Source organism: Nonomuraea sp. JJY05 (assembly GCF_043496855.1).
In the GTDB taxonomy this organism is placed as follows: domain Bacteria; phylum Actinomycetota; class Actinomycetes; order Streptosporangiales; family Streptosporangiaceae; genus Nonomuraea.
This window is the reverse complement of the sequence record NZ_JBIEIS010000009.1, coordinates 310238-324924: the sequence shown is the minus strand read 5'-3', so window position 1 is coordinate 324924 and position 14687 is coordinate 310238. Positions and strand designations below refer to the sequence as shown.

12 protein-coding genes are annotated in these 14687 nt (G+C 67.7%); 7 read left to right on the top strand and 5 right to left on the bottom strand.

What is annotated here, in order from left to right; genetic code table 11:
* Positions 1-100: 100 nt before the first annotated feature.
* Both ACFKCF_RS16570 and polA read right to left on the bottom strand, forming a co-directional pair.
* A complete protein-coding gene (locus tag ACFKCF_RS16570) occupies positions 101-1195 on the bottom strand; it encodes a polysaccharide deacetylase family protein (RefSeq protein ID WP_394494446.1) in 1095 nt (364 codons plus the stop codon).
* Positions 1196-1251: 56 nt separating this feature from the next.
* Entirely contained in the window at positions 1252-3942 is a 2691-nt protein-coding gene (gene polA / locus ACFKCF_RS16565; protein WP_394494444.1) for a DNA polymerase I, read from the bottom strand.
* Between the two features lie 131 nt (positions 3943-4073).
* Between polA and ACFKCF_RS16560 the strand changes: the two genes are divergently transcribed.
* The 6 genes from ACFKCF_RS16560 (at position 4074) to ACFKCF_RS16535 (ending at position 9298) form a co-directional block, all read left to right on the top strand.
* Positions 4074-4418: a PaaI family thioesterase gene (locus ACFKCF_RS16560; RefSeq protein WP_394494511.1), complete on the top strand. Its 345-nt coding sequence runs from the start codon at positions 4074-4076 to the stop codon at positions 4416-4418.
* A gap of 384 nt (positions 4419-4802) precedes the next feature.
* Positions 4803-6092 carry a branched-chain amino acid ABC transporter permease gene (locus tag ACFKCF_RS16555; protein ID WP_394494442.1) on the top strand — a complete coding sequence of 430 codons (1290 nt, stop codon included), beginning with the start codon at positions 4803-4805 and terminating at the stop codon, positions 6090-6092.
* Positions 6093-6108: 16 nt separating this feature from the next.
* The gene (locus ACFKCF_RS16550) at positions 6109-7107 is read left to right on the top strand and encodes a branched-chain amino acid ABC transporter permease (protein ID WP_394494441.1); all 999 of its coding nucleotides are present in this window, start codon (positions 6109-6111) and stop codon (positions 7105-7107) included.
* Entirely contained in the window at positions 7097-8047 is a 951-nt protein-coding gene (locus ACFKCF_RS16545) for an ABC transporter ATP-binding protein (RefSeq protein WP_394494439.1), read from the top strand. Before ACFKCF_RS16550 ends, ACFKCF_RS16545 begins: the two co-directional genes overlap by 11 nt.
* The gene (locus ACFKCF_RS16540; RefSeq protein ID WP_394494437.1) at positions 8044-8835 is read left to right on the top strand and encodes an ABC transporter ATP-binding protein; all 792 of its coding nucleotides are present in this window, start codon (positions 8044-8046) and stop codon (positions 8833-8835) included. The genes ACFKCF_RS16545 and ACFKCF_RS16540 overlap by 4 nt, the downstream gene beginning before the upstream one ends.
* Positions 8836-8896: 61 nt before the next feature.
* The gene (locus ACFKCF_RS16535; protein ID WP_394494435.1) at positions 8897-9298 is read left to right on the top strand and encodes a hypothetical protein; all 402 of its coding nucleotides are present in this window, start codon (positions 8897-8899) and stop codon (positions 9296-9298) included.
* A 54-nt stretch (positions 9299-9352) separates the two neighbouring features.
* Here ACFKCF_RS16535 and ACFKCF_RS16530 read toward each other — a convergent pair whose 3' ends face one another.
* Positions 9353-10654 (bottom strand): ABC transporter substrate-binding protein, encoded by a 1302-nt coding sequence (locus tag ACFKCF_RS16530; protein WP_394494433.1) that lies wholly within the window; start codon positions 10652-10654, stop codon positions 9353-9355.
* 188 nt (positions 10655-10842) lie between these two features.
* Here ACFKCF_RS16530 and ACFKCF_RS16525 point away from each other — a divergent pair, with 188 nt between their 5' ends.
* On the top strand, positions 10843-11685 hold the full coding sequence (locus tag ACFKCF_RS16525; RefSeq protein ID WP_394494431.1) for a hypothetical protein: 843 nt from the start codon (positions 10843-10845) through the stop codon (positions 11683-11685).
* An 88-nt stretch (positions 11686-11773) separates the two neighbouring features.
* On the opposite strand, the gene ACFKCF_RS16520 is transcribed toward ACFKCF_RS16525, so the two are convergent.
* Together ACFKCF_RS16520 and ACFKCF_RS16515 are read right to left on the bottom strand one after the other, a co-directional pair.
* Positions 11774-13078, bottom strand: coding sequence for an ABC transporter substrate-binding protein (locus tag ACFKCF_RS16520; RefSeq protein WP_394494429.1), 1305 nt, complete (start codon positions 13076-13078; stop codon positions 11774-11776).
* Between the two features lie 230 nt (positions 13079-13308).
* On the bottom strand, positions 13309-14649 hold the full coding sequence (locus tag ACFKCF_RS16515; RefSeq protein ID WP_394494427.1) for an ABC transporter substrate-binding protein: 1341 nt from the start codon (positions 14647-14649) through the stop codon (positions 13309-13311).
* Positions 14650-14687: the final 38 nt, after the last annotated feature.

Here is a 14687-nt window from a genome sequence, read left to right as displayed (position 1 = left end):
CGTGACCGAGCGCGAGCCCGCTCCGTCTGAGGCGCGCGCGAGCCCACAGCGCAGCGATCAGCATATGAGACCATCGCCACGGGGTCAATCCGGGGAGCAATCAATACGCGATGACCTGCAGTTTGCTCTTGGCGTCGATTTTACCTCGCAGTTTCTCCGGTATGGAGATGCGGGCCGGGTCGCCGTCGGAGACATAGCGCTCGCCAGGGTGCTTGTCCAGCCATTCCAGCCAGTACTGCGAGCACCACTTGCGGCACTCGCCCTTCTTGCCGTTGCTCTGGATGCGCTGGATGGCTCCCCGGTCGAATTTTTTCGCGTAGGGCGAAAGTGACGGCTCCGCACCAGCGAGGAAGACGCCCGCGAAATCATACCGGGTGCCGTCCCAAGCCCCGGTACGGGCGAGCTTCTTCGGCCGGGGCATCGACCCGAACGGCAGGGCCATGGTCCGCGACTGCGGCACGCCGAGCTTCTTGAGCAGGCGTTCGAGCCGGACGATCTGCTCGCGGACCTTCTTCTTGCGCAGCACGCGCAGGTTGGGGTGGCTCCAGGTGTGGTTGGCCACCTCGTACCCGTGGTCGATCAGCCACTTGACGGCGGCCGCCTGGGACTCCCGGTCGGTCAGCCCGAACGGCTCCCTGTTGATCCAGAAGGTGGCGACCGGCCGGAACCCCGGATATTTCCTGGCCACCTCCTGGAGGACGGCCACGGCCGTGCCGGCCTTGGGGTTGCCGTTCGCGTCGAGCGCGAAGTGGCTCGGGTGCCCGTCGTCGAACGTCAGCACGGCCGGGAACTTCCCCGCCGGCACCTTGATGTCGCCGGTGGCGAACTCTCTGGCGGTGATCGGCACGTAGCCCTGCTTGGCCAGCTTCTCCAGCTCTTTCCTGAGCTGGTCGGGCGTCCTGTCGATCGAGGCCAGCCGTTTGGCGAGGATCCGGTGGTACATCAGGACCGGCACCAGCCCGGCCTCGTTGGCGTGCACCTGCCGGGCGAACTCGGGCGTGGCCACGACCCCGGGCGGCTCGCCCACCGGCGTCTGGCTCGGCGGTGCGACGCTGCCCTGGATCTTGGCCAGGTCCTTCGGCTTGGCGTGGGGGCGCTGCTCCGACGGTAAGAGGCTCAGGCCGACGACGGCCACCGTTACCACCACCACGTTGGCGATGCCGATGATCCGCGTGAGGGACGCTGAAATCCGCACAGAGCTCCTGGCCGACTGGTGAAGTTTCCTCCAGGTTAGTCGAAAGAGATGATCAGTCAGTGCCCGGCGTCCTCCCACGTACGCCCGACGCCCACGGAGACCTCCAGCGGGACGCGCAGGTGGTAGGCGGCGTTCATCTGGTCGCACACGAGCTGCTTGAGCTGCTCCAGCTCCCCTGGCGCGACCTCGAACACCAGCTCGTCGTGGACCTGCAGCAGCATCCTGGAGGCCAGCTTCTCCTCACGGATGGCCTGGTGGACGTTGAGCATGGCGACCTTGATGATGTCGGCGGCCGAGCCCTGGATGGGCGCGTTGAGCGCCATCCGCTCGGCCATCTCGCGGCGCTGGCGGTTGTCGCTGGTGAGGTCGGGCAGGTAGCGGCGGCGACCCATGATCGTCTCGGTGTAGCCGTCGGTGCGCGCCTGCTGGACGATGGCCTGCAGGAAGTCGCGCACGCCGCCGAACTCGGTGAAGTATTCCTCCTTCAGCGCCCGCGCCTCCGAGACCGGGATGTTGAGCTGGCCGGACAGCCCGAAGTCGGACAGGCCGTAGGCCAGGCCGTAGTTCATGGCCTTGATGCGGGCCCGCAGCTCGCCGTCGATCTGCTCGGGCGGCAGGTTGAACACGCGCGCGGCGGTGGCCTGGTGGAAGTCGTGGCCCGACTCGAACGCCGCGATCAGCGACTCGTCGCCCGACAGGTGGGCCATGATGCGCAGCTCGATCTGGCTGTAGTCGGCCGTCAGCAGCGTCTCGTAGCCCTCGCCCACCACGAAGCCCTGCCGGATGCGGCGGCCCTCGGCGGTGCGGATCGGGATGTTCTGCAGGTTGGGCTTCTCGGAGGACAGCCGGCCGGTGGCGGCGATGATCTGGTTGAACGTGGTGTGGATGCGCCCGTCGTCGGAGATCTCCTTGATCAGGCCCTCGACGGTGGTGCGCAGCTTCTGCTGGTCGCGGTGGCGCAGCATGATCGTCGGCAGCTCGTGCTCGGTCTGCGTGGCCAGCCAGGCGAGCTGGTCGGCGTCGGTGCTGTAGCCGGTCTTGATCTTCTTCGTCTTGGGGAGGTTGAGCCGGACGAAGAGGATCTCCTGCAGCTGCTTGGGCGAGCCCAGGTTGAACTGCTCGCCGACGGAGCGGTGGGCCTCCTCCACGGCGTGCTTGACCGCGGCCCCGAACTCGGCCTCCAGGCCCGCGAAGTATTGGCCGTCGACGGCGATCCCGGCCCGCTCCAGCTCGGCCAGCACGGTCAGCAGGGGCAGCTCGACGTCGGCCAGGAGCTGGGTGCCGCCGCGCCCGGCCAGGAAGGTCTCCAGGGAGTCGGCCAGCTCGCGCACGGCGTGGGCGCGCAGCGCGAGGTCCTTGGCCGGGGCGTCCTCGTCGTCGCCGAACAGCGCGGCCTGCCCGGTGGACTCCTCCTCGGCCCGCAGGTCGCGGTGGAGGTAGCGCCTGGCGAGGTCCTCGAGCGCGAACGTGCGCTGCCCCGGCATCGCCAGATAGGCCGCCAGCGCGGTGTCGCAGCTCAGGCCGCGCAGGTCGAGGCCCTGCGCCCAGAGCGCCAGGATGGGCCCCTTGGCGTCGTGGACGGCCTTGGGCCTGCTCTCGTCACCCAGCCAGGCCCGCAGGGCCGCCTCGTCGGCCTCGGTGAGCTTGACGGGGTCGAGGTGGGCGGCGGTGCCGTCGGGCGAGGCGATGGCGATGCCCTCGACGCGGCCGGTGCCGCTGCCGTAGGCGCCCTTGAAGGCCAGCCCGGCCCGGCCCGCGGGCATCGCCGACAGCCAGCCGGCCACCCGGTCGGGGCCGAGCAGCACGGTCTCGACCTCGAAGCCCTGCTCGGGCTCCTGCTCGCCGCTGCCGAGCACCTTGAAGACGCGCTCGCGCAGCTCGCCGCGGATCTGCAGGGAGTCGAACAGCTTGTTGATCTCCTCGCGGTCCCACGCGCCCTGCGTGAGGTCGCCGAGGTCGGCCTCGATCGGGACGTCGCGCAGCAGCTCGGTGAGGCGCCGGTTCATCAGCACCTGGGCGACGTGCTCGCGCAGCTTGTCGCCGACCTTGCCCTTGACCTCGTCGACCCGGTCGACCAGCGCGGTCAGCGAGCCGAACTCGCGCACCCACTTGGCGGCGGTCTTCTCGCCCACGCTCGGGATGCTCAGGAGGTTGTCGCTGGGGTCGCCGCGCAGGGCGGCGAAGTCGGGATACTGCTCCGGCGTCAGGCCGTACTTCTCGACGACGGCCTCGGGCGTGAACCGCGTCATGTCGCTGATGCCGCGCCGGGTCATCAGGACGGTGACGTGCTCGTTGACCAGCTGCAGCGCGTCGCGGTCGCCGGTGACGATCAGGACGTCCATGCCCTCCGCGTGCGCGCGGGTGGCGAGCGTGGCGATGAGGTCGTCGGCCTCGAAGCCCGCCTTGGACAGGCGCGGGATGCGCAGGATGTCGAGCAGCTCGTAGATGAGCTGCATCTGACCGCGGAAGTCCTCCGGCGTCTCGCTCCTGTTGGCCTTGTAGTCGGAGTAGGCCTCGTGGCGGAACGTCGGCTCCGACCTGTCGAAGGCCACCGCCACATGGGTCGGCTGCTCGTCGCGCAGGACATTGGTCAGCATCGAGGTGAACCCGTAGACCGCCTCGGTGTGCTGACCATCGGTGGTCATCAGGTTGGCGTCTTTGAGCGCGTAAAAAGCGCGGTAGGCCAGGGAATGCCCGTCTAGCAGCAACAGGCGCGGGCGGCTGGGGGTCACTTCACTCTTCGGCACACCCGCAGCCTAGTCTGCGTCTGCGACAGAAAACCTGAGCTCGGAAGAGTGGAGACGTCCCTTTGACGCAGACCAACCCCCTGGACTTCTCGGTGCTCGGCGCCGTGCACGAGGGCACGCTGGCCGACCGCATGGGCATCGAGTTCCTCGAGGCCGGCCCCGAGAAGGTCGTGGGCCGCATGCCGGTCGAGGGCAACACCCAGCCCTACGGCCTGCTGCACGGCGGGGCCTCGGCCGTGCTGGCCGAGACGCTGGGCTCGGTGGCGGCCGCCATCCACGCGGGCCCCGAGCGCATCGCCGTGGGCATCGAGATCAACGCCACCCACCACCGCTCGGCGACCGCCGGACACGTCACCGGCGTGGCGACCAGGCTGCACGGCGGCCGGACCTTGGCGACGTACGGCATCGAGATCACCGATGAGCAGGGAAAACTCGTTTGCACCTCTCGTCTCACCTGCATGCTGCGCGACAGGTGAAACTCCTGCCCCTTTGCGCGTCGCGCCCGTAGGTCATACGGTGGTCCGAACGCGAGCCCGCGGGGTGGCCCAGTAGAAAACGTGTGCGGCCGGGGAAGCCCTACACGGTCCCAAAGGCCGCCCGCGCGGGCTCGTCCACGTTTTACGGCGATCGTTACGGATTCGTTCACCAAGCCGCCAGGCGTCTCCTGCGATTTAGCCCCTGACCTGGCTTGTTGTTTGCTCACATCAGCGACACACACATGTCACTAATTGGTGACGAACGATACTGAACCGGGCGCCACCAGAATAAGCTCCCGCCACAGCATCCCAGTTGTGCCTGCGATGCGCGCGTGTCGAGATGGAGGGGCACAACCCCGCCTTGACCTACTTGAGGGAGCACCATTGCGCAGAGCCGTGATCGCGTTCACGGCCTTCCTGAGTGGACTCGTCTTCCTGCTGGCCAGCCCCGCCCACGCGGGGCCCGCCGATTGCCAGGGACTGAGGGGAACACTCAAACTCCAAGGCCAGCCAGTGAACGGCGCCAAAATCGCCGTGACCACCGAGAGCGGACAACCCGTTAAGGAGGTCACGAGCAACGCACAAGGCACTTGGGACGTTCAGGTCGACAAACCCGGTAAGTACAAGGTCACCCTGGACGTCAGCAGCCTTCCGCAGAACGCGGAGGTGCGTGGCGGCAACAACGTCCGCACACCGACCGTCTTCGAGGGCAACTGCTCGACGGTCCTGTTCGCCCTCCAGGCCAAGGGCGCCCCTGGCCAGCAGCCGCAGGACGGCGGCGGCGAGAGCTCGTTCTGGACGACGGCCGCGCAGCTGACCTTCGAGGGCCTCAACCTCGGCCTGATCATCGCCCTGGCCGCGCTCGGTCTGTCGCTCATCTACGGCACGACCGGCCTGACCAACTTCGCCCACGGCGAGCTGGTCACGCTCGGCGCGATCCTCGCCTATGCGTTCAACGTGGGCTTCGGGCTGCATCTCATACCCGCCGCCGTCATCGCGGTCGTGGTCGGCGGCATCCTCGGCTACCTGCAGGACCGCCTGTTCTGGGGCCAGCTGCGCAAGCGCGGCACCGGCACCATCGCCATGATGATCATCTCGATCGGCGTGGCGCTCTTCCTGCGGTACGTGTTCCTGATCCTCTTCGGCGGCCAGAACGAGGCCTTCGCCCAGTACACCGCCCAGCCCGGCATCCAGGTCGGCCCCATCTCGGCCGCCCCCAAGAACTTCGTCGCCATGGGCATCGAGCTCGCGGTCCTGATCATCGTCGGCCTGGCCCTGATGCGCACCCGCACCGGCAAGGCGGCCCGCGCCGTGGCCGACAACCCCGCGCTCGCGGCCTCGTCCGGCATCAACGTCGACCAGGTCATCAGGATCATCTGGACCACGGGCGGCGCCATCGCCGCGCTGGCGGGCATCATGCTCGGCCTGTCGCAGAGCCTCAAATACACGATGGGCCAGGACATCCTGCTGCTCATCTTCGCCGGCGTGACGCTCGGCGGGCTCGGCACCGCGTTCGGCGCGCTGGTCGGCTCGCTGGTGGTGGGCCTGTTCATCCAGGTCTCGACCCTGTGGGTGCCGCCGGAGCTCAAGAGCGTCGGCGCGCTGGCCGTACTCATCATCGTGCTCCTCGTCCGGCCGCAGGGCATCCTGGGCCGCCGCGAGCGGATCGGCTGATCGGGGGAGGATCAGAATGGACTGGATCACGATCATCAGCACCACGCTCAAGTCGGCCATCGGCGTGGACACGGTGCTGTACGCCCTCGCGGCCATCGGTATCAACATCCACTTCGGCTACACCGGCCTGCTCAACTTCGGCCAGGCCGCGTTCATGGGCGTGGCCGGCTACGGCCTGGCCGTCACGGTCACCGTCATGGGCCTGCCGTTCTGGATCGGCATCTTCGTCGGCCTGGCGGCCGCCGTACTGCTGGCGATCCTCATGGGCATCCCGACGCTGCAGCTGCGCGCCGACTACCTGGCCATCGTCACCATCGCTGCGGCCGAGATCATCAGGCTCGTCTTCCGCTCGGTGGCCTTCAAGGACATCTTCGGCGGCTCCGACGGACAGCGCGGCTTCTCCGACGGCTTCTACGCGCTCAACCCCTTCCCCGAGGGCGAATACGGCTTCAACCTCGGCCCGGTGCCGATCTTCTTCAACAACCGGGTGCTGTGGGTGCTGTTCGTCGGCTGGGTGCTGATCGCCATCTGCTGCGGCATCGTCTACCTGCTCATGAAGAGCCCGTGGGGCCGTGTGCTCAAGGCCATCCGCGAGGACGAGGACGCCGTGCGCAGCCTCGGCAAGAGCGTCTTCTCGTACAAGATGCAGTCGCTCATCCTGGGCGGCGTCATCGGCTCGCTCGGCGGCTTCATCTACGGCCTGGCCTTCGCCTCCGTGCAGCCGGACGTCTTCGGCACCGAGACGACCTTCTACGTCTACACCATGGTCATCCTCGGCGGCGCGGCCCGGGTGCTCGGCCCGGTCGTCGGCTCGATGATCTTCTGGGTGCTGCTGGTCTTCATCTACGGTGTGCTCACCGAGGCGGTCGGCGCCGGGTACATCACGTTCATGGACACCAACCAGGTGGGCGCTTTCCGCTACATCATCGTGGGTCTTGGCCTCATCCTGTTGCTCGTCTTCCGGCCACAGGGCGTCTTCGGTGACAAGAGGGAGATAGCAATCGATGCACGCTGAAACCCACACCCAGGCAGGCACCACCGAGCGCAAGGCGGCCGCCCTGGCGGCGTTCAAGGACCTGGCGCGCGATCCCGGCGTGCCCAAGCCCGACCCCATCCTCGTGGTGGACAACGTGGTGCGCCGCTTCGGCGGCCTGACCGCGGTCGAGGTCGGCCACGTCGAGATCCAGCGCGGCTCCATCACCGCGCTGATCGGCCCCAACGGCGCCGGCAAGACCACGTTCTTCAACCAGCTCACCGGGTTCGACACGGCCGACTCCGGCTCGTGGACGTTCAACGGGCGGGCCATGAACGGGGTGCCCGCGCACAAGGTGGCCCGCGCCGGCATGGTGCGCACGTTCCAGCTCACCAAGGCGCTGTCCCGGCTGACGGTCATGGAGAACATGCGCCTGGGCGCCCAGCAGCAGAAGGGCGAGAGCTTCTTCCGGGCGCTCGTGCCGAGCCTGTGGCGCGGCCAGGAGGACGAGATCACGGTGCGGGCCGAGGAACTGCTGGAGCGGTTCAAGCTCGCCGCCAAGCGTGACGACTTCGCCGGGTCGCTGTCGGGCGGCCAGCGCAAGCTGCTGGAGATGGCCCGCGCGCTCATGGTCCAGCCCGAGCTGGTCATGCTCGACGAGCCCATGGCCGGGGTCAACCCGGCGCTGACGCAGTCGCTGCTCGGCCACGTCAAGGACCTGCGCGAGCAGGGCATGACGGTGCTGTTCGTGGAGCACGACATGGACATGGTCCGCGACATCAGCGACTGGGTGATCGTCATGGCGCAGGGCGCGGTCATCGCCGAGGGCCCGCCCTCGACGATCATGTCCGACGAGCGCGTGATCGACGCCTACCTGGGCGCCCACCACGACGCGCCGCTCTCGGAGACCGAGCTGGAGGCCCAGCTCCACGAGGCCGAGGCGGCGCTGGAGGCCGAGATCGAAGAGGAGACGCAGAAGTGACCGTCCCTGAGCCGGCCCAGTCGAAGGCGGCCGTCACCGACCGCAGCGACCACCTGGCGGGCGCCGAGGACGCCGTGCTGAGGTGCGACGAGCTGATCGCCGGCTACCTGCCGGGCGTCAACATCCTCAACGGCTCCGACCTCTACGTCAAAGAGGGCGAGCTGATCGGCATCATCGGCCCCAACGGCGCCGGCAAGTCGACGCTGCTCAAGGCCATGTTCGGACTGGTCAACATCCGCAGCGGCACCGTGCTGCTGAAGGGTGAGGACATCACGAACATGAAGGCGCACTCGCTGGTCGCCCGCGGCGTCGGCTACGTGCCGCAGACCAACAACGTCTTCCCCAGCCTCACCATCGAGGAGAACCTCGAGATGGGCGCCTTCCAGGTGCCGGGGAAGTTCAAGGAGCGCTTCGATTTCGTGGCCGAGCTGTTCCCCGCGCTCAAGGAGCGGCGCAAGCAGCGCGCCGGCTCCCTGTCCGGCGGTGAGCGGCAGATGGTCGCGATGGCCCGGGCCCTCATGACCGAGCCGTCCGTACTCCTGCTCGACGAGCCGTCGGCGGGCCTGTCGCCCAAGCTGCAGGACCTGGTGTTCATCCAGGCCCAGCAGATCAACAAGGCGGGCGTGACGGTGATCATGGTGGAGCAGAACGCGCGGCGCTGCCTGCAGATCTGCCACCGCGGCTACGTCCTCGACCAGGGCCGCAACGCCTACACCGGCACCGGGCGGCAGCTCGCCAACGACCCCAAGGTCATCGAGCTGTACCTCGGCACGCTGGCCAAGGCGTAAGACGACCGAGAACGGCGAAGGGGCTCCCATGGGGCCCCTTCGCCGTTCTTTAATGTGCGTTGTGAAACGTTTGGCGACAGTCGCGCTCATCCTTCCCGTCCTGCTCGTCGGATGCCAGGGCAACGCCTCGTCCGCGTCCAAATACAGCACCGGCGGCGATCCCACCGACAGCCCGTGCGCCCGCGTGGTCTCGGCCATCGGGTACGCCAACCTCATGCTGAAGCCGAAGGGTCAGGAGGACCGGCAATATTTCGAGGACGCCGTGATCGGCCGCCTGGCGGAGCTGCGCGGGATCACGCTGGAGTTCGGAGACCGGCTGCCCGACTCGCTGCAGGGCGCCGTACAGACGATCAAGACCACGACCGCCGGGCTGTCCAGGAACGACGTGCCCCGGGCGCGGCAGGTGGCGCTGCTCAAGCAGTACCGCGTGGCCGCCGACCAGATCGTGGCGGGCTGCAGGTAACGACGAGAAGGGCCCGGCCGTGACGGCCGGGCCCTTCTCTGTGAGGCGGCGGTACTAGCCGGCGATGTTGCCGGTGCGGTACTCCAGCGCCTTGGTGGCGTACTTGTTGTTGGCGCCGTACTGGTAGATGCCGATGGTGGCCACGGACGGGTCACCGGCCTCGTTGAACTCGACCGGGCCGCTGACGCCCTCGTAGTCGATGTCCTTGCCGGCCTTCAGCAGGTCCACGCACTCCTTGAAGGACTTGCACTTCTCGCCGCCCTTGCTCACCTCGGCGAGCTTGGCCGCGATGTCCGTGCCGGCGTCGCTCTTGGCGGCCTCGGCGGCCAGCGCGATCAGGTTGGCCGCGTCGTAGGACTCGGGGGCGTAGCTGAAGTCCTGGAGCTTGGGGTTGACGGCCAGGAGCTTCTTCTCGAACTCCTCGGGGGCCGCGGCACCCGGGATCGTGCCCTTGACGCCGTCGAGCGTGCCCTTGGGCATCTTCACGTAGTTCGTGTTGGACGTGTTGCCGTCCACCATGTACCACTTGTGCTTGCTGGCGGGCAGGCCCTGCTTGACCAGCTCGGCCACGACCTTGGCGGTCTCCTCGAACCCGATCAGCACGATGCCCTTGGGGTTCTTGGCCTTGATCTTGGCCACGTCCGCGGAGAAGTCGGCCGCCTTGGGGTCGTAGTCGACCCGCTCGACGACCTCGCCACCGCCGTCGGTGACGGTCTTCTGCACCTGGTCGGCCAGACCCGTGCCGTAGGAGTCCTGCATGGCCAGGATGCCCACCGTGTCGTTGCCGTCGGCCACCACGAGGTCACCCAGCACGCGCCCCTGCAGCTTGTCGGGCGGCGAGGTACGGAAGTACAGGCCCTTGTCGTTGATCGTGGTGAACTTGTCGGAGGTGTTGGCCGGCGAGAAATGCACCACGCCCGCACCGGTGATCTTGTCGATCACCGACTCCGACACCGATGACGACGCGGCGCCGATGATGGCGTCGGCCTTCTGTGCCAGCAGCTTGTCCACCGACTGCGAGGCGATGTTGGTGGTGGTGTCACCCGAGTCGGTGTCGTACTTGGTGATCGGCTTGCCGAGCACGCCACCAGCCTCGTTGATCTCCTTGACGGCGGCGTCGACTCCCGCGATCTCGGGCGGGCCGAGGAAGGCCAGCGAACCGGTCTGGGGCAGCAGGGTGCCGATGGTGAGAGTGCCATCGCCCTTCGCCGCGGCGGGCGCCGACGACGATGGCGCGGCAGCAGACTCTGACGTCTGCGTGGCGGTGTTGCCGCCGCCACCGCCGCAGGCTGTCAGGGCGAGGCTGGTGGCAGCCACGACAGCCAGCGCCCGCCCCACGGGAGCAATGCGGATCATGAAGTGTCTCCTTCATTTCCAGGCCGGGATCGGTCAGCACCGCCGAGCGTTCCCGAACGAATGCAGGAAACGTATAAAACTGCTGCGTGCTCCAACCAGATGCACTGGGGAACTGTCGGCACTTGGATGCGGAGTCGTAATCAGTCCTCAACTTACGGACCTGGGCAAGCACGCTTAATCTGCATCGAGTGAAGCGCTTTACGGTTCCCCTCGCCATGGTGCTCCTCCTCGCCGGTTGCGGAGCCTCCGGACGGCCTTCCCCGCCACCCGCGACGCCCCCGGCGGGAGTATCCGTCTCGCTGGCGCAGTGGCGTTCGGACGAGCCCGTGCACGCGCTGGAAGTGGCCGTCCGCAACACCAAGGACACACCGGTCTATTTCGCCGACGTCCAGCTGGTCACGCCTTCGTTCGAAACCCTGCCGGCGCAAAGGACCGACGCCACCATCAAGAAGACCGAGCGGACGGACCTGCGCATCACGTACGGGCCCGCCAACTGCCTGCCCCAGGGGCTGCCCCAACTCCAGCCTGCCACAGTCGTGGCGCACGTCAGCACCGGCTCCGAGCAGCCGCGGAAGGTGGTCTTCAGCGTCCCCCACCCCGATCCGCTGCTGGCCAGGCTGCTGCGCGACGAGTGCTCGGAGTTCCTGATCAAGGAGGCGGCGGACATCGAGTTCGGCCCGGAGTGGAAGGACGTCGGCAAGGCCATGCGGGGCAACCTGGTGATCACCCGGCGCGGGAACGGCGCCGTCACCGTGACCGACATGGGCGGGACCACCCACTTCATCGTCACGCCCGAGCACCGGCCCCTGGGCGTGCTGGCCGCCGGTCGGCAGCGGCTGGAGGTGCCGATCGCGCTCACCCCCGGCCGCTGCGACCCTCACGCGTTCGCCGAGGCCAAGAAGGCCTTCCTGTTCCCCGTACGGGCCAGCATCGACGGGGGTCAGGAGCGCGTGGTCATCGTGGTGCCGCCCAAGCCGCTGCAGGACCGCCTCATCCCCTGGGCGATGAAGACGTGCGGATTGGGACGATGAGAAACCTGCCAAGCGAACTGCCGCTACGGCGTTGACCGGGCACAAGCCTGGGGCGGCAGTCCGATGAGCAGGATTCTTGTCGGAAGGCCTAGCCCTCGATCTTGCCGGTGCGGTACTCCAGCGCCTTGCCGGGGTACTTGTTGTCGTCGCCGTACTGGTAGACGCCGATCGTGGCCACCGCCGGGTCACCGGCGTCGTCGAACTCGATCGGGCCGCTGAGGCCGTCGTAGTCGATGTCCTTGCCGGCCTTCAGCAGGTCCACGCACTCCTTGAAGCTCTTGCACTTCTCGCCGCCCTTGCTCACCTCGGGCAGCTTGGCGGCGATGGAGGCACCGGAGTCGTCCTTGGCCGCCTCGGCGGCCAGCGCGATCAGGTTCGCCGCGTCGTACGACTCGGCAGCGTACGTGAAGTCGGTCAGCTTGGGGTCGAGCTCCTGCAGCTTCTTCCTGAACTCCTCGGGCGCCTCGGCGCCGGGGATGGTGCCCTTGACGCCCTTGAGCGTGCCCTTGGGCATCTTCAGGTAGTTGGAGTTCGACATGTTGCCGTCCACCATGTACCACTTGAACTTGTCCGCCGTCAGGCCCTGCTTGACCAGCTCGGCCACGACCTTGGCGCCCTCCTCGAAGCCGATCAGCACGATCGCCTTCGGGTTCTTCGCCTTGATCTTGGCCACGTCGGCGGAGAAGTCGGCCGACTTCGGGTCGTAGTCGACCCGCTCCACCACGCTGGCGCCGGCCTCCTCGGCGGTCTTGGTGACCTGGTCGGCCAGGCCGGAGCCGTAGGAGTCCTGCATGGCCAGGATGCCGATGGTGTCGTTGCCGTCGGCGGCGATCAGGTCGCCGAGCACGCGGCCCTGGAGCTTGTCCGGCGGCGCCGTACGGAAGTACAGGCCCTTGTCGCTGATCGTGGTGAACTTGTCCGAGGTGTTGGCCGGCGAGAACTGCACGACCCCCGCACCCGTGATCTTGTCGATGATCGACTCCGACACCGACGACGACGCGGCGCCGATGATGGCGTCGGCCTTCTGCGCCAGCAGCTTGTCCACCGACTGCGAGGCGATGTTCGTGCTCGTGTCACCCGAGTCCGTGTGGACCTTGGTGATCGGCTTGCCGAGCACGCCGCCGGCCTCGTTGATCTCCTTGACGGCCTGGTCCACGCCGGCGAACTCGGGCGGGCCGAGGAACGCGAGCGACCCCGTCTGCGGCAGCACGGTGCCCAGGGTCAGCGTGCCGTCGCCCTTCGCCGCGGGGGCCGAGGAGGCCGCCGTGGACGGGGCCGCCGACTCGGACTGCTTCGCGGCCGTGTCGCCACCGCCACCGCCACAGGCCGTCAGAGCCAGGCTCGCCGCGGCCGCGACGGCCAGCACGCGCCCCGTTGGAGCAATGCGGATCATAAAAGAGACTCCCCCTATCTCAACGAAGGAACGATCACCTTCGCTGGGTTTTCCGAGCTCAGCATGCCTGTTCGAACAGGTGATGGGGAGTTCTTACGCGGCTTTTATGCGGATTCGTAATGTCCCAAACACTGATAGTAATGATGTGTTTCGTGTGAGTTACGGTGTTGCCGGAGCACAAGACAGCCCAGATCCGGAAATGTCCGGATCTGGGCTGTAACGGGCGCCCCTCAGCCCGCGATGTTGCCCTGGCGATATTCGAGCGCCTTCGCCGCGTCGAACTTGTTGTCCGCGCCGTACTGGTAGACCCCGATCGTCGCCACCGACGGGTCGCCCACCTCGTTGAAGTCGACCGGCCCGCTGACGCCCTCGTAGTCGATGTCCTTACCGGCCTTCAGCAGGTCCACGCACTCCTTGAAGCCGATGCACTTCTCGCCGCCCTTGCTCACGTCCACCAGCTTCGCCGCGATGGCCGCCCCCGAGTCGTCCTTGGCCACCTCGGCCGCCAGCGCGATCAGCGTCACCGCGTCGTACGACTCCGCCGCGTACGTGAACTCGGTCAGCTTGGGATTGACCGTCAGCAGCTTCTTCTGGAACGCCTCGGGCGCCGCCGCGCCGGGCAGCGTGCCCTTGACGCCCTTGAGCGTGCCCTTCGGAGCCCTGGCGAAGTTGGTGTTCGACATGTTGCCGTCCACCATGTACCACTTGTACTTGTCCGCCGTCAGCCCCTGCTTGACCAGCTCCGCCACGACCTTCGCCGTCTCCTCGAACCCGATCAGCACGATGCCCTTGGGGTTCTTGGCCTTGATCCTGGCCACGTCGGCGGAGAAGTCAGGCGCCTTCGGGTCGTAGTCGACCCGCTCGACGACCTCGCCACCGCCGTCGGTGACGGTCTTCTGCACCTGGTCGGCCAGACCCGTGCCGTAGGAGTCCTGCATGGCCAGGATGCCCACCGTGTCGTTGCCGTCGGCCACCACGAGGTCACCCAGCACCCGCCCCTGCAGCTTGTCCGGCGGAGCCGTGCGGAAGTACAGCCCCCGGTCGTTGATCGTGGTGAACTTGTCCGAGGTGTTGGCCGGCGAGAACTGCACGACCCCCGCCCTGGTGATCTTGTCGATGATCGACTCAGACACCGACGAGGACGCCGCGCCCACGATCGCGTCCACCTTCTGCGTCAGCAGCTTGTCGGCCGACTGCGAGGCGATGTTCGTGGTGGTGTCACCCGAGTCGGTGTCGTACTTGGTGATCGGCTTGCCCAGCACCCCGCCCGCCTCGTTCACCTCCTTGAGCGCCAGGTTCACCCCCGTGAACATGGGCGGGCCCAGATACGCGAGCGAACCCGTCTGCGGCAGCACCGTGCCGATCGTCAGCGTGCCGTCCCCCTTCTTCGCGGCCGCGGCCGAGGAGGGCGGAGCCGAGGAGGACCCGGCGGGGGCGGCGGTCGTACCTCCGCCCGAACACGCGACCAGCACCAGGCACGCCGCCGCGACGGCGACCGGTAAGCGGGCGGCGGCGAGCACCGGTACGCGGATCGCTGTGGCGGCGACCGGCGCGCGGGAAATACGGATCATCGAAAGCGTCTCCGTTCGAGATGAGCGGACCTTCCGTC

What these genes read in the sequence shown, in the direction of transcription:
- ACFKCF_RS16560 (WP_394494511.1), top strand. Translation starts at nt 4,074, where the DNA reads ATGGGCATCGAGTTCCTCGAGGCCGGCCCCGAGAAGGTCGTGGGCCGC.
- ACFKCF_RS16520 (WP_394494429.1), bottom strand. Translation starts at nt 13,078, where the DNA reads ATGATCCGCATTGCTCCAACGGGGCGCGTGCTGGCCGTCGCGGCCGCG.
- ACFKCF_RS16530 (WP_394494433.1), bottom strand. Translation starts at nt 10,654, where the DNA reads ATGATCCGCATTGCTCCCGTGGGGCGGGCGCTGGCTGTCGTGGCTGCC.
- ACFKCF_RS16550 (WP_394494441.1), top strand. Translation starts at nt 6,109, where the DNA reads ATGGACTGGATCACGATCATCAGCACCACGCTCAAGTCGGCCATCGGC.
- ACFKCF_RS16515 (WP_394494427.1), bottom strand. Translation starts at nt 14,649, where the DNA reads ATGATCCGTATTTCCCGCGCGCCGGTCGCCGCCACAGCGATCCGCGTA.
- ACFKCF_RS16545 (WP_394494439.1), top strand. Translation starts at nt 7,097, where the DNA reads ATGCACGCTGAAACCCACACCCAGGCAGGCACCACCGAGCGCAAGGCG.